The sequence below is a fragment of the Serratia sp. 22278 genome (assembly GCF_052045405.1).
Classification (GTDB): Bacteria; Pseudomonadota; Gammaproteobacteria; order Enterobacterales; family Enterobacteriaceae; genus Serratia; species Serratia marcescens.
In genome coordinates, this window is record NZ_JBQEOW010000001.1 from 374,739 (window position 1) to 395,658 (window position 20,920).

The window sequence follows — 20,920 nt, forward strand, 5'->3', positions numbered from 1 at the left end:
GTTAAACGGCTTTAAGGTTTAATGACAGCCCCTGACCGACGCCGACGCACATCGTCACCAATGCGTTGTTCGCCTGTTGGTCGCGTAATTCCAGCGCCGCCGACAGCACCAGGCGCGCGCCGGACATCCCCAGCGGATGACCGAGTGCGATGGCGCCGCCGTTCGGGTTGACGCGCGCGTCGTTGGTGCCGATACGCCAGTGTTTCAGCGCCGCCAGAACCTGTGAGGCGAACGCTTCGTTAATCTCGATGATGTCGAAATCGTTCAAGGTGAAGCCGCCGCGCTGCAGCAAGCGCTCGGTGGAGGCGATCGGCCCCAGCCCCATCAGCGCCGGTTCAACGCCGGCGGCCGCGCTGTCGCCGATCTCCGCCAGCGGTTGCCACCCCTGGCGTTTCACGTAGCGGCCGGAGGCTAATAGCAGCGCGGCGGCGCCGTCGTTGATGCCGGAAGCGTTGCCTGCGGTGACCGAACCGCCGACGGAGAACGCCGGTTTCAGCGCCTGCAGCTGTTGCAGCGTGCTGAGCCGGGGGAATTCGTCCTGCGCGAATGTGCGGGTAGTTTTACGATCCGCCGGCACGTCCACGGGCGTGATTTCCCGCGCCAGCCGGCCGCTGTCGATCGCCCGGCGGGCTTTTTGCTGCGAGCCCAGCGCGAACAGATCCTGTTCCTCGCGCGAGATACCCTGCTGTTGGGCTACGTTTTCCGCCGTGATGCCCAGCGGATCGCTGCCGTAGCGCTGCGCCAGCCGCGGGTTAACAAAGCGCCACCCCAACGTGGTGTCGTACAGCTTTACCCCCTTGTCGAACGGCGTTTCGCCTTTGCTCAGCACATAGGGCGCGCGGCTCATGCTTTCCACACCGCCGGCCAGAATCAGTTCGCTGAGGCCGCTGCGGATTTTCGCCGCGGCGTAGATCACCGCATCCAACCCGGAGGCGCAAAGGCGGTTGAGGGTGATGGCTGGCACCGACGGATCCAACCCGGAAAGCAGCGTCGCCATGCGGGCGACGTTGCGGTTGTCTTCGCCGGACTGGTTGGCGCAGCCCAGAACCACTTCGTCCAGATCTGCTTCCGCCGCGGGATTGCCGTGTGCAGCAGGCGTAAAAACAGCGCCTTATTGGCCGCAGAGGCGTGGCGGCTGTGCGCCGCCGCCAGATACGTCGTGTCGGCGTAGTTCAGGGCGACATCGACCACAAAGGCATCTGCTGCCGTCTGCTCGGCCAGTTGGCTCGCCGTGCGGCCATCGGTGATGCTGACGGTGAAAGCGTCATTGATCTGGACGGCCGACCCCAGCCCCGGTAATGCCGGCCGTTGTTCCACGCGCAGCTGTGGCCACTGAAGCGCGGCTCGCTGCTGTAACAGGGTAAAAAAAGGGTGCTCGCCGTAAACGCGCAGCGTCTCGACGTCTGCATTGCTGGCGGCCGTCACCGGCGGGGCGGTTTCTTCGGCGGCAAAATAGGAGCGGCCGTTCTTTTTCCCCAACAGACCGGCATCGACCAGTGAACGCTGCAGATGACCGGGGGTATAGCGCGGGTCGTATTGCATGTCCTGCCAGATTTGCCGACTGACCTGATAGTTGATGTCTTGGCCGATAAAATCGGTCAGCTCGAGCGGCCCCATGCGGAAGCGCCCGCCGGCCTTGAGAGCGCGGTCGATCTGCGCCGCGCGCGCCACGTGTTCTTCCAACAGGCGGAACCCTTCCAGGTAGTAGGGGCGGGCCATGCGATTGACGATGAACCCCGGCGTGGCCTGGCAGACGACATCGTGTTTCCCCAACGCCGCCACCAGTTGGCGGCAGCGTTCGGTGGTGGCGTGCGCGGTAAAGTAGGCCGGAATGATTTCAATCAGCTTCATCAGCGGCGCGGGGTTGAAAAAATGCAAACCGATAAAGCGTTCGCTGTGCGTCACCGCAGTAGCCAGCTTGTTAAGCGACAGTGAGGAGGTATTGGTGGCGATCAGCGTGTTGGGCTTGACCACCGCGGCGATGGCCGCCAGCACCTCAAGTTTGGTTTGTTCTTGCTCGGCGATGGTTTCTATCACCAGCTCGCTGTCGGCGATGGCCTCAAACACTGAAGTGAACATCAGATTGGCCAGCACCGCGCCTTTATCCTGCAGCGCGATCTTGCCCTGTTCGACTTTCTTGTTCAGGTCTTGCGCGATATATTCGCGAGCCTGATTGAGGGTATTGCCGTTGCGATTATAAAGCACCGTGCGAATGCCTTTTTGCGCGAAAAGATAAGCGATGCCTCTGCCCATCGTTCCCGCGCCGATAATCGCAGCCGATTGAATTGCCGCATTACTTTCTGCCATAGAAAATCCCCGTCACTGTATGCCATGCGAAATTCGCAAATGCTTATTATCTCTTTGGATTTACGGCGGCACTGGGTGCCTGTCTGGAAAGTAATTGGTGGTGTCCTGGCTGTCTAACGGTAGAAATGACAGGTTTACGTGCCGAGGAGAGTATGCTATTCGCGTAGTTTTCCTGTTCGGCGCAATAAAAAGGCTTATTTTAAGGGGAATAGCTGTTTTCGTTATAGCGTTGGTATTTTTTATTATATGAAACGGCTACTGGCGCCGGGCGGCGATATTCTATAGTGAACCTGACCTATCGATAAATCGACATCGCTATCTGGAGAACCTGCGTTATGGATACCCGCACTCAACGGCTCATGGCGGAGGTAATTGGCAGCCTGGCCGATCGCGAATGCTTTCTGACGCAACTGGGACCCTGCGCCGAGGCGTTGGGGTTTGATTATTTCTCTTACATCGTGTTTTCCTGTTATCCGGCCAGCAGCCCCAAGATGCTGATCGAAGGGAATATTTCAACGAACTATCTCGAAGATTATCGGCGGCAGCGGGTGTATTTGCAGGATCCGGTTATTGAGCGTGCTCACCATTCCACGCTGCAGTTCCAGTGGGACGAAAGCTTTTATCATGAGCGGCCGACGCTTTGGCGGCGTATGGCGCAATTCGGCCTGTGCGCCGGTTGGTCGCAGTCGGTCAAGGATTGCTATGGCAGGTTGGGGATCCTGACGTTTGCCGGTAAAGCGCTACCCGAGCAAACGCCGCAAGTGCGTGCGGCAAATGAAACTTTTTTCCTTTGGCTGGCGCAAACCGCCCATAAAACGCTGCGGGAGGCCTTGATATCGGTGAATGATGACGCGATAAAAGATGTGCTGACGCTGCGCGAAAAAGACATTTTACGCTGGTGCAGCGAAGGAAAAACGGCGGAAGAGATCGCGTTGTTGATGGGGGTGAGCGAGCGCACGGTCAATTTCCACATCGGCAACTCGATTAAAAAACTTTCTGTCGCCAATAAGACCGCCGCTACCGCCAAAGCGGTTTATTTACAGCTGATTTAATCTCGAGTAATAAATAATTAAGCGCCTATCCGTTATCGGTGTAATGTTTATATTTTGTTAAATTAAAAACTATCCTTATCAGTATTTACCCCCCGATCACAAAAGCGTGATAAAGCGATTCACCGCGCCCGTGCGCGGCAGTATTCTGTTGGCACCCGGTTTACATAGAAAGGACGTGATATGTACAAGACTATTTTAGTGCCGATCGATATTGAAGAGGACCTGTTGACCGAGCATGCGCTGAAGCATGTGGAATATTTGGCGAAGATGTCCGGCGCTAAAGTGCATTTCTTCCATGCGCTGCCGGATGCCTCGGCGTTTGTTACTGCCTATTCGTTCGGTCTCAAGGAGTTTGAGAATCAGGCGGAGGTGAAGGCGGTGGATAGACTGAAGAAAATCATGTCGGAAATCGATCTGCCGCTGGATCGCCTCAATTACACCGTTAGCTTCGGTTCTGCACGCGATCAGGTGTTGGAACTGGCGGAAGAGATCGACGCCGATCTGATCATCATCGGTTCGCGTCGCCCGAGCGTGAAAACCTATCTGCTGGGGTCCAACGCCGCCGCTATCGTTCGCCATGCCAATATTTCGGTGATGGTGGTCAGATAATCCATCTTAAACTCACCATTTTCGGGCACGTTCTGCGGTTACCGGCCGGCTGCAGAGCGTGCTTTGCGTTTTATTGCCATCCCAGTCTGAACTGCTACGATTTCAGCTGACGTTTTTATGCCAACCGGGCCACCGGCCTTGCGCATATTTTCCATTTCAGCCAGAAGAGGGGCAGCTATGCCATTAGAAGTCGATGGGATTATCAGAGGCGATCGGGGCAGTGAACCGAGCCGTTGGCAACATGCGTCAACCAAACCGCTTATCACGCTGACCTGGCATCACACTATTCCCTGGAACTGTTTGCGTAATGTCTGGAATGGGCTGGTGGCGGGGCAGCATTGGAACGCGCTGGACGAGTTTATGAACCTGATCGGTGTGCCAAACCGCGCGGCGGTGCTCAAACAGATCCAAAATAAGAATCTGCAGGATCGCGATGGATTACACACTCTGGTGACCTGGCAAGGATGGAATATCGTCGAGGGGCCAGGTAATGAGTATCGCGCGCAGGGGGACGATCCCGGTGAAAACTTCGACGGTTGGTCGGGGAAGGGCATGAGCACTAATCAGCAAGCGACGCTGCAGCAGGTCAACGTGTTGTATCAGGTGATGGCGCCGCTGGGAAGCCGTGCGCTGGACGCCGCCAGACAGGCGCCGCCCATTACTGCGGAAGAAGCAGACGTCTTGCAACGGACGATTAAACAGACCCGCCCAACGTTGCGAGGAAAGGAACCGATCCGGTGGCAAGAAGGCATGTGGCATCAGGTGCAGCCGGGTAAAGAGGCGAAACACTTCGCCCGCTGGGACACCAAACCGGTGTGGCGCAAACGCCTGCACAGCGACCTGGCTCAGGCTGGATAAGCCTCTCCCCGCGCCGGGTTGCCGGCGCGGGGCATTAATCCAGCGTTAATCGCACAGCGCCACTATGTCGTCGTACAACGCCTTGGGGATTTCCACGCCGTATTGCTCGCTCTGGCGCCGTTGCCGATAACGGCGTTCGCCGGGGATGCGGGCGCCTTGTGCCTGCATATCGGCAAACATCGCCTCCGCTCCGGCGAAATATTTCGCCTTATCCGCACCGAGAAAACGCTCGGGATCCAACGCGATGACCAGCTCACCGCCGTAAGGCGACGAACCGGTGCCATCGTCATAGGCCAGCGATTCCTTGCTGGTCATATCGCCGATCAGCGGCCCTGCCAGCAATTCAACCATCGCCGCCAGCGCCGAGCCCTTATGCCCGCCGAAGGTCAGCATCGCGCCCTCCAACACGCTGGCGGCATCGGTGGACGGATTGCCTGCCTTATCAATGCCCCAGCCTTCAGGCAGCGGGGTGCCAGCGCGGCGGTGTAATTCGATTTCGCCGCGCGCCGCCGCGCTGGTGGCCATGTCGAACAAAAATGGCGGCCGATCCGGACGCGGCCAGCCGAAGGCGATGGGGTTGGTGCCGAAGAGCGGTCGCGAACCGCCGGCCGGCGTCACCCAGGCGTGGCTGGGCGTGCAGGCCAAGGCCACCAACCCCTGCTCGGTCAGCGGTTCGATATCGGCCCACAGCGCGGAGAAATGCACGCAGCGGTTGATCGCCAGCGCGGCGAGGCCGTTGGCGCGCACTTTCTCGATAAAGGCCGGCAGGGCGGTGCGGTAGGCCAGCAGGGAGAACGCGCCGCCGGCGTCGGCGCGCAAGATGGCCGGCGCCTGGTCGAGCAACCTGGGCATCGCATCGGCAGAAACCTTGCCTGCCCGCAGCGATCGCACGCAGCCCAACAACCGGTACAGCCCGTGAGAAGCGCAGCCGTCGCGTTCGCCCTGAGTGACATTTTGCGCCACCGCTTCGGCATGCGCCTGATTGAAACCGTTGTTGCGCAGCGTACGCAACGCCAGTTGATAAGCCTGTTCCAGCGACAGCACATGCATGGATGTCATTTCGATGTCCTCCCTGGGGTCATTCTTCTTCATCGCCGATAAAATTGGCCTGGGGTAAACAGGTATAGGCGCCCCAGTAGTAAATCGCCAGCGCAATCACCGACATGGTGAGGGTGTCCCATGGATGAGCAATAGCGCCGATGCCGCCGAAGCTGCTGAGGTAGGAAAGCCCGATCACCAGCGCATAGAAGACGATCAGCCACAGCGAGGACCAAATTTGCTGCCTGAGGCTAACGGCGTGGGTTGGCACCTGATTCTTGAACAGGATATAGATGAAGAACATCAAGATCTGCAAGCCGAGCAGCCAGGAGACGGTATCCCAGCCGGACCAGAAGACGATCAGCGCCGAAATGATAAACGACAGCGGGCCGAGCACGCAGAAACCGCGGACCCGGAACGGACGCGGCATATCGGGCGCATTGCGCCGCAGCCCGGCGGCGGTCACCGGGGCGATGGCGTAGCTCAGCACCAGTGCGGCGGATACCACGCCGATCAGTTTTTCCCAGGATGGGAACGGCAGCGTCCAGAATACCGAGAGAGCGAAGGTCAGCCACAGCGCCGGGCGGGGAATACCGGACTCGCCATCCACCCGAGTGAACAGTTTGAAGAAGGTGCCGGCACGCGCCCAGCCGTAGATCACGCGAGGCGTGGCGTTCATATAGATATTGCCGGTGCCGCTCGGCGAAACGATCGCGTCGCTGACCACCAGAAACGCCAGCCACCCCATGCCCAGCGTGATGGCGATGTCGCGGAACGGCAGGGAGAACTGTTGGCTGATGCCGGCCCAGCCGCCGCTCAGCATCTCGCTGGGGATACTGCCGAGAAACGCTATCTGCAGCAGCACATAGATGATGGTGGACAGCACTACTGACAGGATCAGCGCGATGGGAATGGTGCGCTGCGGCCGTTGCACCTCGCTGGCGACCGAAATGATCGGTGTCAAGCCGAGGTAGGCGAAGATGATGCCGCCGGCGGAAATGGCGGCCTCAACGCCGGCGGAACCGAAGGGAGCAAAGCCCTGGCTGTGCAGGTTTTCCGGTTTGAAAAAGCTGAACAACACCACGATCACCAACAGCGGCACCAGAAACTTCAGCACGCTGATCACGTTATTGGATTTGGCGAAGGTTTTGACGCTGTAATAGTTGAACGCGAAGAAAAAGCACAGCAGCGCCAGCTGCACCAGCCAGCCGATCGCTGTTGGATCACCGGAACCCGGCTGGCTGAGGAACGGGAACCAGGCGGCGGCGTACTGCCGGGCGGCGACGACTTCGATGGCGATCAGGCTGGAGAAGGCGATCAGCGTGATAAACCCCAGCAGATAACCCATCAGTTCGCCGTGCGAGAATACCGGATAGCGAATGATGCCGCCGGCGCGCGGCAGGGCGGCGCCCAGCTCGCAGTAGACGATGCCGAGCAGCAGCACCGCCAGGCCGCCGATCAGCCAGGAATAAATGCCGGCCGGGCCGGCGATGGAGGAGACATGGCTGGCGGCGAACAGCCAACCGGAGCCGAAGATGGCGCCCAGACCGATGAACGTCAGATCGGTGAGCGTAAGCTGCTTCTTGAATTTGCCTTGGGTTGTCATGGTATTACCCTTTTGTTATTGGGTGGCAGGCAGATGCGGCCGAGCTAATGTTGGGCAGGTGAAACCAGGGGATCTCGGGTGTAAACGCCGTTAACCAGTCGCAGCAGGTTGAGCGGATTGGCGTCCTGCAGCGCCGGCGGCAACAGCGCCGCAGGGGTGTTTTGCAAACAGACCGGCCGCAGGAAACGCTCGATGGCCAGCGTGCCTACCGAGGTGCCGCGTGCGTCGCTGGTCGCCGGGTAAGGGCCGCCGTGCACCATGGCGTCGCACACTTCCACCCCGGTCGGATACCCGTTGAACAGCACCCGACCGGCTTTGCGCGCCAACAGTGTCGTCAAACCGGCGGCCACATCGAGATCGTCGTCGTCTGCCAGCAGCGTGGCGGTCAACTGGCCTTGCAATGCCGTTAGCGCCGCATGCAGCTGCGTTTCGTTATCCACCGCCACCAGGATGCTGACCGGGCCGAAGACCTCTTGTTGCAGCAGCGGGTCAGCCTGCAGCAACAGCGCCTCCTCCGCCTGATAAAGCTGCGCCGCCGCTCGAAGAGCGGGCGTTTCGCTTCGGCCTGCCAGCCGCCGCATACCCGGGTGGGCATCAAGGGCCGCCACCCCGTGACGGTAGTGCTCCAGGGTGCCGGCATTCAGCATCGGCTGCGGCTCGGCGGCGTTGACCAGGGCACTCATCGTTTCGGTTAACCGATCCAAGGCGGCGCCGCGCAGCGCGACGATCACGCCGGGCTTGGTGCAGAACTGACCGTAGCCGAGTGTGAAGGAAGAGACCAGCTCCTGCGCAATGTGCTGCCCGCGCCGCGCCAACGCCTTGGGCAGGATCACTACCGGATTGATGCTCGACATTTCTGCAAAGACCGGGATAGGTTGAGGGCGTTGCATCGCCAGATCGAACAGCGCTCGGCCGCCTTGCAGCGAGCCGGTGAATCCCACTGCCTGAATCGCCGGATGTTGTACCAAATCAGCCCCCACGCGGTTGCCGAAGATCATGTTGAAGACGCCGGCGGGCATCCTTGTGCGTTCCCGAGCGCGCTCGATCGCCTGAGCGGTCAGCTCGGCGGTGATCATATGGCCGCTGTGCGCCTTGAACACGACCGGGCAGCCGGCGGCGAGCGCGGCGGCGGTATCACCGCCCGCGGTGGAAAACGCCAGCGGGAAGTTGCTGGCGCCGAATACCGCCACCGGGCCGAGCGCCGTGCGGTATTGACGCAGATCGGGGCGCGGCAGGGGGGAACGCTGCGGCAGCGCGCAGTCGATGCGCACCCCCTCGACGTCGCCGCGCCGCAGCAGCGTGGCGAACAGCCGCATCTGGCCGCTGGTTCTGGCGCGTTCGCCGCTCAACCGCGCAGGCGGCAAAGCCGTTTCCTGCATGGCGAAGGCGAAGAAAACATCATCCAATGCGTCTAACTCTTCGGCGATGGCGTCGAGAAAGTTCGCGCGTTGTTCTGCACTGAGCTGCGAATAGGGCGCAAAGGCCGCGGCGGCGGCTTCTGCGGCGGCGGCGGTTTCTGCCGCCGTGGCCTGGTGGAAGCGGTAGCCGGTTGGCTGACCGTCGTCGGCGCGCAGGCTAAACAGCGACGCTTCCCCTTCGGCGCGGCGCTGGCCGCCAATAAATTGTTGGCCGCTGATGGCGGCGTAGCGATCGTTGGGCATCGTTTCCCCCGGTAGATAAAGCATGACGCCCGGCATGGCCGGGCGATGAAGGCGTCACAGGCCGACGTTCGGCAGCGCAGGGCGGGTGGCCAGCGCTTTATCGATCACGGCGTTGATCTCGGTGAGCGTTTCTCCCTGCAGCGCCAGGCGTGGAGGGCGAGTGACAGCGCTGCCGCGGCCGACCCGCTGTTCGCAGAGTTTGATGCACTGCACCAGATCGGGGCGGGCATCGAGGTGCAGTAGCGGCATAAACCAGCTGTATAGCGCCAACGCTTCCTCATAGCGTTTTTCCTTCGCCAGCCGGAACAGGGTTTCCCCTTCGCGCGGGAAGGCATTGGACATGCCGGAGATCCAGCCTTGCGCGCCGACGGCGATGCTTTCCAGCACCACATCGTCCAACCCGGCGAACAGCACGAAGCGATCGCCGACTTCATTGCGCAGGTCGATAAAGCGGCGGGTATCGCCCGACGAGTCTTTGAAGCACACGATGTTCTCGCAGTCGACCAGCGAGGTCAGAATGTCGGGCGTGACGTCATTTTTGTAAATGGGAGGGTTGTTGTAGACCATTATCGGCAGATCGGTCGCGCCAGCGACGCTGCGGAAGTGCGCGGCGGTTTCGTGCGGTTTGGCGGAGTAGACCAGCGCCGGCATCACCATAATCCCGTCGACGCCAGCCTTTTGCGCTTCACGCGCCATGTTCTGCGCGAAGGCGGTGGTGAACTCGGCGATGCCGGCGATCACCGGCACTTTACCGTCGGCGGCGTCTTTCGCCACTTCGATCACCGCCAGTTTTTCCTGCACCGTCATCGAAGTATTTTCACCGACGGTGCCGCACACCACCAGGCCGGAGACGCCGTCGCGCACCAGGTTTTTGATCACCGTATGGGTGGCGTCGAGATCCAGAGAGAAATCGTTGCGAAATTGGGTCGTCACCGCCGGGAATACGCCGCTCCAGCTTATGGTTTTATGGCTCATCGTGTTGTCCTGTCGTCCGAAAGTGTTAATGAAAAGTGAATCTTTGGTAAGGCTCACCGACAGATTGACCGGTATTGCGCAGGGAGGCTTGACGCTTTTCGCCGATTGCCGCGACGAAATTGGCACAATAGCGGCGGAAAACGGGCGTAAAAAATCGGGCGTCGGTACGCCGTGAGAAGAGAAGGTTAACGGGGTAAATCAGCGCGTTAAGCGGAAAGCGTCAGGCGAAAATCGCGTGGCGTGGAGCCGGTCATCGCTTTGAACTGACGGCTGAAGGCGCTGTGATCGGTATAGCCGCACTGCAGCGCGATGTCCGTGATCGGCAGATCGCCGGCCAGGAGTTCCGTGGCCTTTTCCAGCCTCACTTTGTGGATCATCTGGCGCGGGGTGAGGTGGAAGATACGTTTGCAGTAGCGTTCGATCTGCGCCACCGATAACCCGGTCAGCGCCGTCAGCTCTTCAAGCGCGATCGGTCGGGCGTAGTGGCGGCGGATATGCACGTCGATCGCCGCCAGCCGCTGGTAGGCCGGGTGATTGGCTCTGGCCTCCTGCAGATCGTGAGAAATACCCGCCATACCGATGATTTTTCCCTGCGCGTCATACAGCGCCAGCTTTTGCGTCAGACACCAGCCGGTTTCTCGGCCGTTGTACAGGTGCATTTCCAGCTGATCCTGGATCAGCACGCCGTGGCGCAATACCCGCAGATCCTGCTCGGTATAGCCGGATCCGAGCTGAGCGGGAAAAACGTCGGCGGAGGTTTTACCCAGCAGCGGCGTGACGGTTTTGAAACCGCAGCGCCTGGCCAGCGTCAGGTTGGCCAGCAGGTAGCGAGCCTGGGCGTCTTTGATAAAGAACACGACGTTGGGAATCGCGTTCAGCAACGGCGCGATCAGCGCCAGCGTATTCAGCAGATCGCGCAGATTGTTCGGGCGCTGCTGCGCCAGTCCGTCGCACAGGCGCGACAGATGTTCGACGGCAAAAACGTCCTCCTGCTCCGGCAGCCCCACAAGCGAAGGCGGCGAGAGAGAAACCGGAGGCGGGTAGTCTGAAGTGGATCGCATAGCAGTCCCTTTTCGGTCGTTAGCCGGAAAAACAGGCGGGCCAGGTTGGCGCTTTCGCATCAATATTAACTTTTTTGTAACGAAGCAAGCGCTATTTCCGGCGGGCTGCCAAATATGCGGATTGCCGCATACTTTTGCCGGACGGTGTTTGGCGGTTGCTTGAAAACTGCGGCGTTTCTCGCTAGGCAAGGGTTTAGCATGGAAATAACAATATGATAAATAAGTTATTATTATGACAATCGTTAAGTTCATACCCGCGGCGCGTCAGTCCCGACTTTTGTCACTGTGCTGATTTCTTCATTCGCTGCGCCGAAACGCATCAAGCCGTCATGCTCACATTCGTTCAGGCTAATGCTATTGGTAACATCTCATTAACCCAGGAGACGCCGATGGCACTTTCTGCGCATATCACCGCTTTGCGGGCGATCGATTCTCATACCGGCGGAGAGCCGACCCGCCTGATCGTGGAAGGTTTTCCCGATCTTGGCGAGGGTAGCATGGCGGAACGGCGGGCGCGTTTCGCACAACATTATGACGATTGGCGCTGCGCGGTGATGCTCGAACCGCGTGGCAATGACGTGCTGGTGGGGGCGTTGCTGTGCCGCCCCTGCTCGCCACAGGCCACCGCCGGGGTGATCTTCTTTAACAACAGCGGCTATCTGGGCATGTGCGGGCACGGCACCATCGGGCTGGTCGCTTCGCTGGCTCATCTGGGGCGCATCCACGCCGGGCGCCATCTGATCGAGACCCCGGTCGGCCCGGTAAGCGCCACGCTGCATGATGACGGCAGCGTCACGGTGGAGAATGTGGCGGCTTATCGTTACCGCCGCCAGGTGCGGATTGAGGTTGCCGGTCACGGGCCGGTGACGGGCGACATCGCCTGGGGGGGCAACTGGTTCTTCCTGATCGGCGAGTCACCGTTGCTCATTGATAAACACAATCTGGAGGCGTTGACCGCGTTCACCTGGGCGGTGCGGCAGACGTTGGAACAGGCGGGCATCCGCGGTGAAGACGGCGGCGCTATAGACCATATCGAACTGTTCGGTGACGATCCGCAGGCCGACAGCCGCAGCTTCGTGCTGTGTCCCGGCAAAGCCTATGACCGTTCCCCGTGCGGTACCGGCACCAGCGCCAAACTGGCGTGTCTGGCGGCGGACGGCAAACTGCCGCCGGACACGCAGTGGCGGCAGGCCAGCGTGATCGGCAGCGAATTCCAGGCCTATTATCGTTGGAACGGCGATCGCATTGCCCCCTTTATTCGCGGGCAGGCCTATGTGTGCGCCGATAGCCAACTGTTGCTCGACGAACGCGATCCCTTCGTCTGGGGAATACGCTGATGGGCGCCGAGCGGGGAGCCGATGTCATCGTGGTCGGCGCCGGTATCATCGGCGCCGCTTGCGCCTGGCGGCTGGCGCGGGAAGGGTATCGTGTCTCGGTGGTGGACGACCGCCGCGCCGGCGCCACCGCAGCCGGTATGGGGCACCTGGTTTGCATGGACGATAATCCTGCCGAGCTGGCGTTAAGCGCTTATTCGCTGCGGTTGTGGCGCGAAGTGACGGGGCGCATGCCGGAAGCCTGCGCCTGGCGCGGTTGCGGTACGCTGTGGTTGGCGGATCAAGCGGATGAAATGGCCATCGCCGAGCAAAAGCGGGCGCGGCTGGCGGAGCAGGGCGTAGCCGCGGAACTGCTGGCGGCGGAGCAGATCGCCGTCATGGAGCCGATGCTGCGGCATGGCCTGGCCGGCGGACTGCGGGTGCCGGGCGACGGCATTCTGTATGCGCCGCTCGCGGCTCGCTGGCTGTTGGCCGACGGTGGTGCGGCAATTGACGTGGTGCATGGTGAAGCGACAGCGTTGGAGGAGGAAGCCGTGCGGCTGACGGACGGCAGACGTCTGGTCGCGCCGGTGGTGGTCCTGGCCTGCGGCCTTAGGGCCAATAACCTATTGCCACAGACTTTGCTTCACGCCAAGAAGGGCCAACTGGCGATCACCGATCGCTACCCGCCGCGGGTGCGGCATCAACTGGTGGAGCTGGGGTATGGCGCCAGCGCGCATGCCAGCAACGGCACGTCGGTGGCTTTCAATGTGCAGGCGCGGCCCACCGGACAATGGCTGATCGGCTCTTCCCGCCAGTTCGACGCCGTCGATTCGGCGTTGGACATGCCGCTGTTGGCGGCAATGCTTACGCGTGCGCAGCATTTCTTGCCCGCACTGGCGCAGATGAACATCATTCGCTGCTGGACAGGGTTGCGCGCCGCCTCTGCCGACGGGCTGCCGCTGTTGGGCGTGCATCCGCGGCATTCCTGGCTGTGGCTGGCTCTGGGGCATGAGGGATTGGGCGTCACGACTGCACTCGGCAGCGCTGCGCTGATTACTGCGCAGATTGGCCGGCAAATGCCGGAGATTGATGATTTCCCGTATTTGGCTGCGCGGGCGTTTGCCGCCGAGGAGTTGCCTGTATGAATGAAAGACAAAATACGATCGCGTTGAGCATCGATGGAGAACACCGACAGGTGCCGGTTGGTCTCAGCGTTGCTGCGGCGCTCAGCCTGTGCGGCGACGATCGTTGTCGGTTATCTGTTTCACACCAACCGCGTGCTCCCTTTTGCGGCATGGGCGTTTGTCAGGAGTGCCGGGTGACCATTAACGGTCTGCGTCGCCTGGCGTGCCAAACGCTGTGCCAAGCCGGCATGCGCATAGAGAGGAGCGATGATGAGTAACTTCGACTGTGAGGTGCTGATCGTCGGCGCTGGGCCGGCCGGCATGGCGGCGGCGCTGGCCGCTGCGGAAAGTGGTGGCCAGGTGCGAATGATTGATGATAATCCGCATCCCGGCGGGCAAATCTGGCGCGATGGACCGCAGGCGGCGTTGCCTGAAACGGCGAACCGCTATCGGCAGGCGGTGGCGGCGCGGGAAAATATTGCACGGCAGTCCGGCTGCAAGCTGGTGGCGCAGTGTGGCGCTAACCGATTGGCATATGAAGACGCTGAAGGCTGTGGCGTGATTCGCTATCAAAAGCTGATTTTATGCAATGGCGCGCGTGAACTGTTGTTGCCGTTTCCCGGCTGGACGCTGCCGGGGGTGACCGGTGCCGGTGGGCTACAGGCGCAAATCAAGCAGGGATTGGCGATCCGCGGCGAGCGAGTGGTGATAGCCGGCAGTGGTCCGCTGCTGTTGGCGGTGGCCGACTGCGTGAAACAGGCCGGCGGAGAGGTGGTCATGTTGGCGGAGCAGGCGCCGCTTTGGCGGTTGGCGGCGTTTGCCGGCGGCTTGTGGCGCTGGCCGGCCAAACTGCGTCAGGCGTTTTCTTTGATGCCGCATCGTTATCGTGCCGGCAGCCGGGTGCTGGCGGCGTTGGGGCAAGACCGTTTAACCTCGGTGCGTGTCAATAACGGCGGGCGGGAAAGAACGATCGCCTGCGACAGGTTGGCCTGCGGTTTTGGTCTGGTGGCGAACATTGAGTTGGCGATGCTGCTGGGGTGTCGGATAGAACATGACGCCGTGGCGGTGAATCATTGGCAGCAAACCTGCCAAGCGCAAATTTATGCCGCCGGGGAGTGTACCGGCGTCGGCGGCAGTGAATTGGCGCTCACCGAAGGCGCCATTGCCGGTTATGCCGCCACCGGGCAGCGGGAAAAGGCAGAGCGCCTGGCGGCGCAGCGGCGGCGGTGGCGGCGTTTCGCCACGGCGACAGCGGCCGCTTTTGCGCTCGATGAGCGCTTGAATTCGCTGGCCAATCCGCAAACGTTACTGTGCCGCTGCGAAGACGTTACGTTGGAACAGGTACGCCATCAGCCGGATTGGAACACGGCGAAGATGAGCAGCCGCTGTGGCATGGGGGCATGCCAGGGTAAAGTCTGCGCAACGGCGGCGAGGCAGCTTTTGAGTTGGCCTTTACCGTCGCCGCGTGTGCCTTTAACGCCGGTCAGGACGGAAACGCTGGTTGCGCTGGGGCTGAGCCGATGTGATGACGACGGTTGAATGGGTTTGCGGGCATTTCGCCTCAGGCAAACGCCGCCACATCACCATTGCGGCCAATAGTAGGTTTTCTCCCGCCAGCCTTTGCCGTACATACAGGCTTCGATGGTGGCGTCTCGGGCGGACTGATTGCGATCGGTCTGCACTGTTTTAATCGACGGTTCCTTGTCGTAGCGGTATCCCGATGGACAGTCTTTCTTATTCTTCTCGCAAGGAATGTATTTGTTTTCGTAGCTGAACTCCACGTCCCGCACCACGTCCGGGGGGAAGCGATCGTATCCGCGGCTGCGGCATTCGGCATATTCGGCGTTCCGGGTACTCTCAACCGCGCCAGGCCTCTCCCATTGGGTGCAGGCGGTCAACATCAATAACGGCAAAACAATCAAACAACGGCAATTCTTCATGGTGTCCCTAACTCTTTCTCTATCCTGAGGCTCGCAGCCTAGGAATGTTCCTAACTGACGAGGTAGGAAAGTGTAATAAACTGGCGGAACAATTGGAAATGATAATGGTTATTGTTTAGGTATGATTGAGGAAGTGCCGCGTTGAGAGAGGATGTGGCGCATTGAGGGCAGTCTGTGAGGATCCGCGACATCACGGCGAGGGCTGGACGATGTGGCATTGATTTTATTCATTCTCTTTATGCCGCAATGATCCGACCGCAATTGCATCGTTTTGATGAGGGAAATAATATGCAAGCTAAGCATTTTCTTATCTGGTATGAATATTATTTTTATTTAGGATATTTACCCATGCCAAGGATTTAATTCTCGGTATTAATACCTTATTTTTTTATTTCTGTTTTTTTATTGGGGTTTTGTTTTCAGGTTTTTTCTGGGGAAGGCTTTTTAGTTACAGGGAATTCATTTGCATTTTAAATTTGGATTTTTTAAATTCATTTTAGAGGAAGGATAACCGTAGGCGACAGAGTCAAAAAAGGAGTTTATTTTGTCTGGGATAAAGAAAACGCCTGAAAGTCATGACGGTTTACCTTCACCATCAGAGGATTATGATACTTTTAAGCACCTCTCCGATGTTGGCGCCGTGTTGGGATATGGGCGAACCCGCTTTTATCAGTGGTGCCGTGGGCGCGGTTTTCTAACCCCGATGAACGTTCCGTCCCATGAAATGATCAGCCTGGGATATATGGTGGCGGTGTTATCAGAGACCGGTCATACCCGGGTTTATGTCACGCAGGATGGCTTCAGTTACGTCAGTGGTGCTTTTGCGGCAGATATCCAACGTGGCATGATCAAGTTTTAAATCTGCAAGAATCGCCTTTATTTCAATGGCTTTAATGCAGAATCTTCTTATCCCTGCAGGTTCGTGAGAGGAGTGGGAAGTTATCCGATTTTTTCGTCTCTGCGGTATGAATGCTACTGGAGACAGCTATTCTCTTGTTACGATAAGCATTATTTTCTTCAGGAGCCAAGGATGAAGCATTACGCCGCGTTGTTATTTGCCTCTGCACTGCTGACGGGGTGTGCGACTCAAGCCGTACCGCCGCAACAGGCTGAGTTGCCCCCCCCAAGCCGTCTGATGCTCTATCAGAATATCCCGGATACGCCTTACGCTACGGTGGTCGTGGTGCGCGACAGCGGCATGCTGGCGGGCAGCTGCCGTACCGGCGTATATGTGAATGGGGAGTTTGCCGCTTCACTCGAGGCGAAAGAAAAAGCAGAGTTTCGCGTGCCGCCAGGCAATATTTCGGTCAGTATCGGGCAAGATATGATCGAGAACTCTCTATGTATTTGGCGTGAAACCAGCGGCAGCGTGCCGATGACGCTGCGCGCCGGTGAAAGCCGCTATCTGCGCATCGCCGGCGATCGGCAGCGAGGCTTCGTGTTGCAGGCAGGGCGGCCGTAACAGCTCAGGCAAGGGCGTTAATGCCCTTGCCACCATCCCCACAGCGTAATTAATAGCCACGCCGCCGCAATCCAGCACAGTACCGCCGCACCCAGCGCTAACGACAGCCGCAGACTGTTAATCAGGAAATACAGCGAAATCAAATACACCAGGTAGGGCAATACCGCCCACATGCCGAAAATCAGCGTCGTTTTCAGTGCCGCAATTGAACGTTCGCTGCCGACAATGTAATGCGCAATCAGGGCGAAAGTGGGAAAGAGCGGGACTAAACCGGCGATATAATAGTTGCGCGTTTTGGCCAACAGGCCGATCAGAACCACGACCAGCGCGCCGATCAGCGCTTTGACAAGGATGCCCATAACGGTCTCGGGTGTGGGGGAGAAAGTCAACACACTGCCCGAAAGCACGTGCAAGATCAATGGGGTGTGGCGTAGCGTGGTGAAAAGCAGACCCACAAGAAGTGCGGGTCTGGGGCGCAACGCTTACTGACGGTAAGCGTGCTTGATTTGCTGAATGCTGTTCTTGAAGATTTCTGCCTGGGTCGGATCTTCAATCTGCGCGATGAAACGTTCCATGTTGATGATGACTTTCCCGGCGTCGGCCTGGCCGATCGACTTCAAGATCAGCGTCAGCGTAGCTTTGAGGCAGGCAACTTCGGTCGCCAAGATTTCCGGGTTTGCAGACGTAGTGAAATCAACGTTGCTCATTTTCTCTCCTGATTTTCTGAGGCCGTAGCCTGATACAAGCTGCTTTGGCGCACCGCGCGCGGGCTAAAAATTAGCCCCTGGCGCGGCGGCGAATTTAACTGGGCGCGGAGTATAGCATAGCATGAGTCTGCCATCTGCACCGGGCTTGCTCAGGTCACGCAAGTGGGCAACGTTCGCTCATTGCCTGTCTGAATCATCTACTCTCGGCAAGTTATTTCGAGGTGGTTAACAAGTATTTTTCCGGTACGTTATTGTTGAACAATCGGGGTTATTATAATTATTGGGGGCGGAGGCGCCGATTTTACCGACGTTTGCCGGGAATAATAGTTTCGACCGTGGGTTGCCAGACCCGCGTCAGCCGCGGATTTTGTTACGCCTTTAAATATCAAATGATTACAAACAGCCAACAGCCGTGTTAATATTATTCATGTCGTGATTGCTTACACAGATTTCTCCCTCGCGGCATGATTGTCGCGCTATCCTGTGTCAGACGCAGCGCGACGAAATTATTTTCGTCGCCCGATCTTTTCCGACGTGACGATTTATCGGCGGCATAGACGGCTAAAATTGAAAAATCAGCTCTGCTCCGCAAAGTTATTCGGAAGTATGTATTAATCTGTGTTCATTCTTGTCTGAAAAACAAGTAATATCTCTGGCGAAAACAGAGGCCGATTGCGTTACTCCCTTTTTTTGGAGATTTTTCCTTGATTAGCGTTCTTCTTGTTGATGACCACGAACTGGTGCGCGCAGGGATACGACGCATTCTTGAAGATATCAAAGGTATAAAAGTTGTCGGTGAGGCTCAGTGCGGTGAAGACGCCGTAAAATGGTGCCGTGGCAACGCTGTCGATATCGTGCTGATGGACATGAATATGCCGGGCATTGGCGGGCTGGAAGCCACGCGCAAGATTGTGCGTTATGCACCCGACGTCAAAGTCATCATGTTGACCATCCATACTGAAAATCCTTTGCCCGCGAAGGTGATGCAGGCGGGTGCCGCCGGTTACCTGAGCAAGGGCGCCGCGCCGCAGGAAGTGATTAACGCCTTGCGTTCCGTGCATGCCGGGCAGCGCTATATCGCGTCTGATATCGCCCAGCAGATGGCCCTGAGTCAGTTGGAACCGCAGGCTGAAACGCCGTTCAGCTGCTTGTCTGAACGCGAGTTACAGATCATGTTGATGATCACCAAAGGCAAAAAAGTGAATGAGATCTCGGAGCAACTGAGTCTCAGCCCGAAAACGGTGAACAGCTACCGTTACCGCATGTTCAGCAAACTGAATATCAGCGGCGACGTTGAATTGACTCACCTGGCCATCCGACATGGATTGTTCAATGCGGAGACGTTGTTAAGCAGTGAATGACCGTTTTGATGCCAAAGCCTTCCTGAGTACCGTCACCAGCCAGCCCGGCGTCTACCGTATGTACGACGCCACGGGTACGGTGATCTACGTCGGTAAAGCCAAAGACCTGAAAAAGCGTCTCGCCAGCTATTTTCGGCAGCAGGTCAGCAGCCGTAAAACCGAGACGCTGGTTAAAAATATCGCGCAAATAGACGTAACGGTTACCCATACTGAGACAGAAGCGCTGTTGTTGGAACATAACTACATTAAATTGTACCAACCGCGATATAATGTTCTTTTGCGAGACGATAAATCTTATCCGCTGATTTTTCTCAGTGCGGATACCCATCCCCGTTTGGCGGTGCATCGCGGCGCCAAACACGCCAAAGGCGAATACTTCGGGCCTTTCCCCAACTCTTACGCCGTGCGCGAAACGCTGGCGCTGCTGCAGAAGCTGTTCCCAATCCGCCAGTGCGAAAACAGCGTGTATCGCAACCGTTCGCGTCCGTGCCTGCAGTATCAGATCGGCCGCTGTCTGGGGCCTTGTGTTGCCGGCCTGGTGAGCGAAGAAGAGTACCGGCAGCAGGTGGACTACGTGCGGCTGTTTCTTTCTGGCAAAGATCAGCAGGTATTGCACCAGCTGATTGAGCGTATGGAAGAAGCCAGCAAACTGCTTAATTTCGAAGAGGCGGCGCGCATTCGCGATCAAATTCAGGCCGTGCGCCGCGTTACCGAACGGCAGTTCGTGTCGGGCGACAGCGACGATCTGGACGTGATCGGCGTGGCGTTCGATGCCGGTATGGCGTGCCTGCACGTGCTGTTCATCCGTCAGGGCAAGGTGCTGGGCAGCCGCAGCTATTTCCCTAAAGTGCCGGGCGGCACGGATATGGGCGAGGTGGTGCAGACCTTTGTCGGCCAGTTCTATCTGCAAGGCAGCCAGGCGCGTACGCTGCCCGGCGAGATCCTGCTGGATTTCAGTCTGCCGGAAAAAGACCTGCTTGCGGAATCGCTTTCCGAGTTGGCGGGGCGCAAGATCCAAATCCAAAGCAAACCGCGCGGCGATCGCGCCCGTTATCTGAAACTGGCGCGCACCAACGCGGCAACGGCGTTGACCACCAAGCTGTCGCAACAGTCGACGATCCATCAGCGGCTGGCGGAGTTGGCCAAAGTGCTGAACCTGACGGAAATCAACCGTATGGAGTGCTTCGATATCAGCCATACCATGGGTGAGCAGACCGTGGCTTCGTGCGTGGTGTTCGACGGAAACGGCCCCGTGCGAGCGGAGTATCGGCGTTACAATATCAGCGGCATCACTCCTGGCGATGACTACGCGGCGATGACGCAGGTGCTAAAGCGCCGTTACGGCAAAGCGCTGGAAGAGAAAAAGATCCCGGATGTCATCTTCATCGACGGCGGTAAAGGGCAGCTCGGCATGGCGATCGACGTATTCAAATCGCTGAATGTTACCTGGGACAAGAATAAGCCGCTGCTGATCGGCATCGCCAAAGGTGCCGACCGCAAGGCAGGGTTGGAAACGTTGTTCTTCGTCCCGGAAGGTGAAGGGATTTCTCTGCCGCCGGATTCGCCGGCGCTGCATGTGATCCAACACATCCGCGACGATTCGCACAATCATGCCATTACCGGTCACCGGCAGAGAAGGGCGAAAGTCAGAAATACCAGCGCATTGGAGCTGATTGAAGGCGTAGGGCCGAAACGGCGCCAGGTGCTGTTGAAGTATATGGGCGGACTGCAACCTTTGTTGAACGCCAGCGTGGAGGAAATTGCAAAAGTGCCGGGTATTTCACAAGCATTGGCAGAAAAGATCTACAATGCATTGAAACACTGAGGGCAATGTAGCAACATA

General features: G+C 58.6%; 21 protein-coding genes and 1 pseudogene. 12 read left to right on the plus strand and 10 right to left on the minus strand.

Features of this window, described 5'->3' with window-relative positions:
* Position 1: 1 nt before the first annotated feature.
* Positions 2-1,015: pseudogene (locus ACTJJ6_RS01715) on the minus strand (acetyl-CoA C-acyltransferase); the annotation flags it as partial.
* A complete protein-coding gene (locus tag ACTJJ6_RS01720; protein WP_440801836.1) occupies positions 913-2,307 on the minus strand; it encodes a 3-hydroxyacyl-CoA dehydrogenase NAD-binding domain-containing protein in 1,395 nt (464 codons plus the stop codon). The pseudogene ACTJJ6_RS01715 and the gene ACTJJ6_RS01720, both read right to left, overlap by 103 nt.
* Before the next feature lie 335 nt (positions 2,308-2,642).
* Here ACTJJ6_RS01720 and ACTJJ6_RS01725 point away from each other — a divergent pair, with 335 nt between their 5' ends.
* The 3 genes from ACTJJ6_RS01725 to ACTJJ6_RS01735 all read left to right on the plus strand — a co-directional run bounded on the left by ACTJJ6_RS01725 (position 2,643) and on the right by ACTJJ6_RS01735 (position 4,826).
* The gene (locus ACTJJ6_RS01725) at positions 2,643-3,359 is read left to right on the plus strand and encodes a LuxR family transcriptional regulator (RefSeq protein WP_028128010.1); all 717 of its coding nucleotides are present in this window, start codon (positions 2,643-2,645) and stop codon (positions 3,357-3,359) included.
* Between the two features lie 180 nt (positions 3,360-3,539).
* The gene (locus ACTJJ6_RS01730) at positions 3,540-3,968 is read left to right on the plus strand and encodes a universal stress protein (RefSeq protein ID WP_004927993.1); all 429 of its coding nucleotides are present in this window, start codon (positions 3,540-3,542) and stop codon (positions 3,966-3,968) included.
* Between the two features lie 177 nt (positions 3,969-4,145).
* Complete coding sequence (locus ACTJJ6_RS01735) at positions 4,146-4,826, plus strand: hypothetical protein (protein ID WP_028128011.1); 681 nt, start codon at positions 4,146-4,148, stop codon at positions 4,824-4,826.
* A gap of 45 nt (positions 4,827-4,871) precedes the next feature.
* On the opposite strand, the gene ACTJJ6_RS01740 is transcribed toward ACTJJ6_RS01735, so the two are convergent.
* From ACTJJ6_RS01740 to ACTJJ6_RS01755, 4 genes are read right to left on the minus strand one after another with little or no spacing between them, the layout of a single operon-like run.
* Positions 4,872-5,885, minus strand: coding sequence for an Ldh family oxidoreductase (locus tag ACTJJ6_RS01740; RefSeq protein WP_033640770.1), 1,014 nt, complete (start codon positions 5,883-5,885; stop codon positions 4,872-4,874).
* Positions 5,886-5,904: 19 nt separating this feature from the next.
* Positions 5,905-7,470 carry an APC family permease gene (locus ACTJJ6_RS01745; RefSeq protein ID WP_440801839.1) on the minus strand — a complete coding sequence of 522 codons (1,566 nt, stop codon included), beginning with the start codon at positions 7,468-7,470 and terminating at the stop codon, positions 5,905-5,907.
* 44 nt (positions 7,471-7,514) lie between these two features.
* Positions 7,515-9,131, minus strand: coding sequence for an aldehyde dehydrogenase (NADP(+)) (locus tag ACTJJ6_RS01750; RefSeq protein WP_440801841.1), 1,617 nt, complete (start codon positions 9,129-9,131; stop codon positions 7,515-7,517).
* 54 nt (positions 9,132-9,185) lie between these two features.
* Positions 9,186-10,106 carry a dihydrodipicolinate synthase family protein gene (locus ACTJJ6_RS01755; protein WP_016928251.1) on the minus strand — a complete coding sequence of 307 codons (921 nt, stop codon included), beginning with the start codon at positions 10,104-10,106 and terminating at the stop codon, positions 9,186-9,188.
* Between the two features lie 28 nt (positions 10,107-10,134).
* Between ACTJJ6_RS01755 and ACTJJ6_RS01760 the strand changes: the two genes are divergently transcribed.
* Complete coding sequence (locus ACTJJ6_RS01760; protein WP_197758088.1) at positions 10,135-10,281, plus strand: hypothetical protein; 147 nt, start codon at positions 10,135-10,137, stop codon at positions 10,279-10,281.
* 31 nt (positions 10,282-10,312) lie between these two features.
* On the opposite strand, the gene ACTJJ6_RS01765 is transcribed toward ACTJJ6_RS01760, so the two are convergent.
* Positions 10,313-11,167 (minus strand): AraC family transcriptional regulator, encoded by an 855-nt coding sequence (locus ACTJJ6_RS01765; protein WP_031300114.1) that lies wholly within the window; start codon positions 11,165-11,167, stop codon positions 10,313-10,315.
* Between the two features lie 389 nt (positions 11,168-11,556).
* Between ACTJJ6_RS01765 and ACTJJ6_RS01770 the strand changes: the two genes are divergently transcribed.
* From ACTJJ6_RS01770 to ACTJJ6_RS01785, 4 genes are read left to right on the plus strand one after another with little or no spacing between them, the layout of a single operon-like run.
* Positions 11,557-12,504: a 4-hydroxyproline epimerase gene (locus tag ACTJJ6_RS01770; RefSeq protein ID WP_097102381.1), complete on the plus strand. Its 948-nt coding sequence runs from the start codon at positions 11,557-11,559 to the stop codon at positions 12,502-12,504.
* A complete protein-coding gene (locus ACTJJ6_RS01775; protein ID WP_440801844.1) occupies positions 12,504-13,628 on the plus strand; it encodes an NAD(P)/FAD-dependent oxidoreductase in 1,125 nt (374 codons plus the stop codon). The genes ACTJJ6_RS01770 and ACTJJ6_RS01775 overlap by 1 nt, the downstream gene beginning before the upstream one ends.
* Entirely contained in the window at positions 13,625-13,885 is a 261-nt protein-coding gene (locus ACTJJ6_RS01780) for a (2Fe-2S)-binding protein (protein ID WP_071525942.1), read from the plus strand. The genes ACTJJ6_RS01775 and ACTJJ6_RS01780 overlap by 4 nt, the downstream gene beginning before the upstream one ends.
* A complete protein-coding gene (locus tag ACTJJ6_RS01785) occupies positions 13,878-15,146 on the plus strand; it encodes an FAD-dependent oxidoreductase (RefSeq protein ID WP_049300480.1) in 1,269 nt (422 codons plus the stop codon). Before ACTJJ6_RS01780 ends, ACTJJ6_RS01785 begins: the two co-directional genes overlap by 8 nt.
* Before the next feature lie 41 nt (positions 15,147-15,187).
* On the opposite strand, the gene ACTJJ6_RS01790 is transcribed toward ACTJJ6_RS01785, so the two are convergent.
* On the minus strand, positions 15,188-15,547 hold the full coding sequence (locus tag ACTJJ6_RS01790; RefSeq protein WP_004927961.1) for a hypothetical protein: 360 nt from the start codon (positions 15,545-15,547) through the stop codon (positions 15,188-15,190).
* Positions 15,548-16,091: 544 nt separating this feature from the next.
* On the opposite strand from ACTJJ6_RS01790, the gene ACTJJ6_RS01795 reads away from it, so the two are divergent.
* Positions 16,092-16,406 carry a hypothetical protein gene (locus ACTJJ6_RS01795; RefSeq protein WP_033633390.1) on the plus strand — a complete coding sequence of 105 codons (315 nt, stop codon included), beginning with the start codon at positions 16,092-16,094 and terminating at the stop codon, positions 16,404-16,406.
* 171 nt (positions 16,407-16,577) lie between these two features.
* Complete coding sequence (locus tag ACTJJ6_RS01800; protein ID WP_028128013.1) at positions 16,578-17,009, plus strand: hypothetical protein; 432 nt, start codon at positions 16,578-16,580, stop codon at positions 17,007-17,009.
* Positions 17,010-17,026: 17 nt separating this feature from the next.
* Here the strand turns inward: ACTJJ6_RS01800 and ACTJJ6_RS01805 are convergent, their stop codons facing one another.
* Both ACTJJ6_RS01805 and ACTJJ6_RS01810 read right to left on the minus strand, forming a co-directional pair.
* Entirely contained in the window at positions 17,027-17,368 is a 342-nt protein-coding gene (locus ACTJJ6_RS01805) for a GlpM family protein (protein ID WP_016928244.1), read from the minus strand.
* Positions 17,369-17,491: 123 nt separating this feature from the next.
* On the minus strand, positions 17,492-17,716 hold the full coding sequence (locus tag ACTJJ6_RS01810; RefSeq protein WP_004927950.1) for a DUF2594 family protein: 225 nt from the start codon (positions 17,714-17,716) through the stop codon (positions 17,492-17,494).
* Positions 17,717-18,420: 704 nt separating this feature from the next.
* Between ACTJJ6_RS01810 and uvrY the strand changes: the two genes are divergently transcribed.
* Both uvrY and uvrC read left to right on the plus strand, forming a co-directional pair.
* Positions 18,421-19,077 (plus strand): UvrY/SirA/GacA family response regulator transcription factor, encoded by a 657-nt coding sequence (gene uvrY, locus ACTJJ6_RS01815; RefSeq protein WP_004927947.1) that lies wholly within the window; start codon positions 18,421-18,423, stop codon positions 19,075-19,077.
* Positions 19,070-20,902, plus strand: a complete 1,833-nt coding sequence (uvrC, locus tag ACTJJ6_RS01820; protein WP_004927940.1) for an excinuclease ABC subunit UvrC — start codon at positions 19,070-19,072, stop codon at positions 20,900-20,902. Before uvrY ends, uvrC begins: the two co-directional genes overlap by 8 nt.
* Positions 20,903-20,920: the final 18 nt, after the last annotated feature.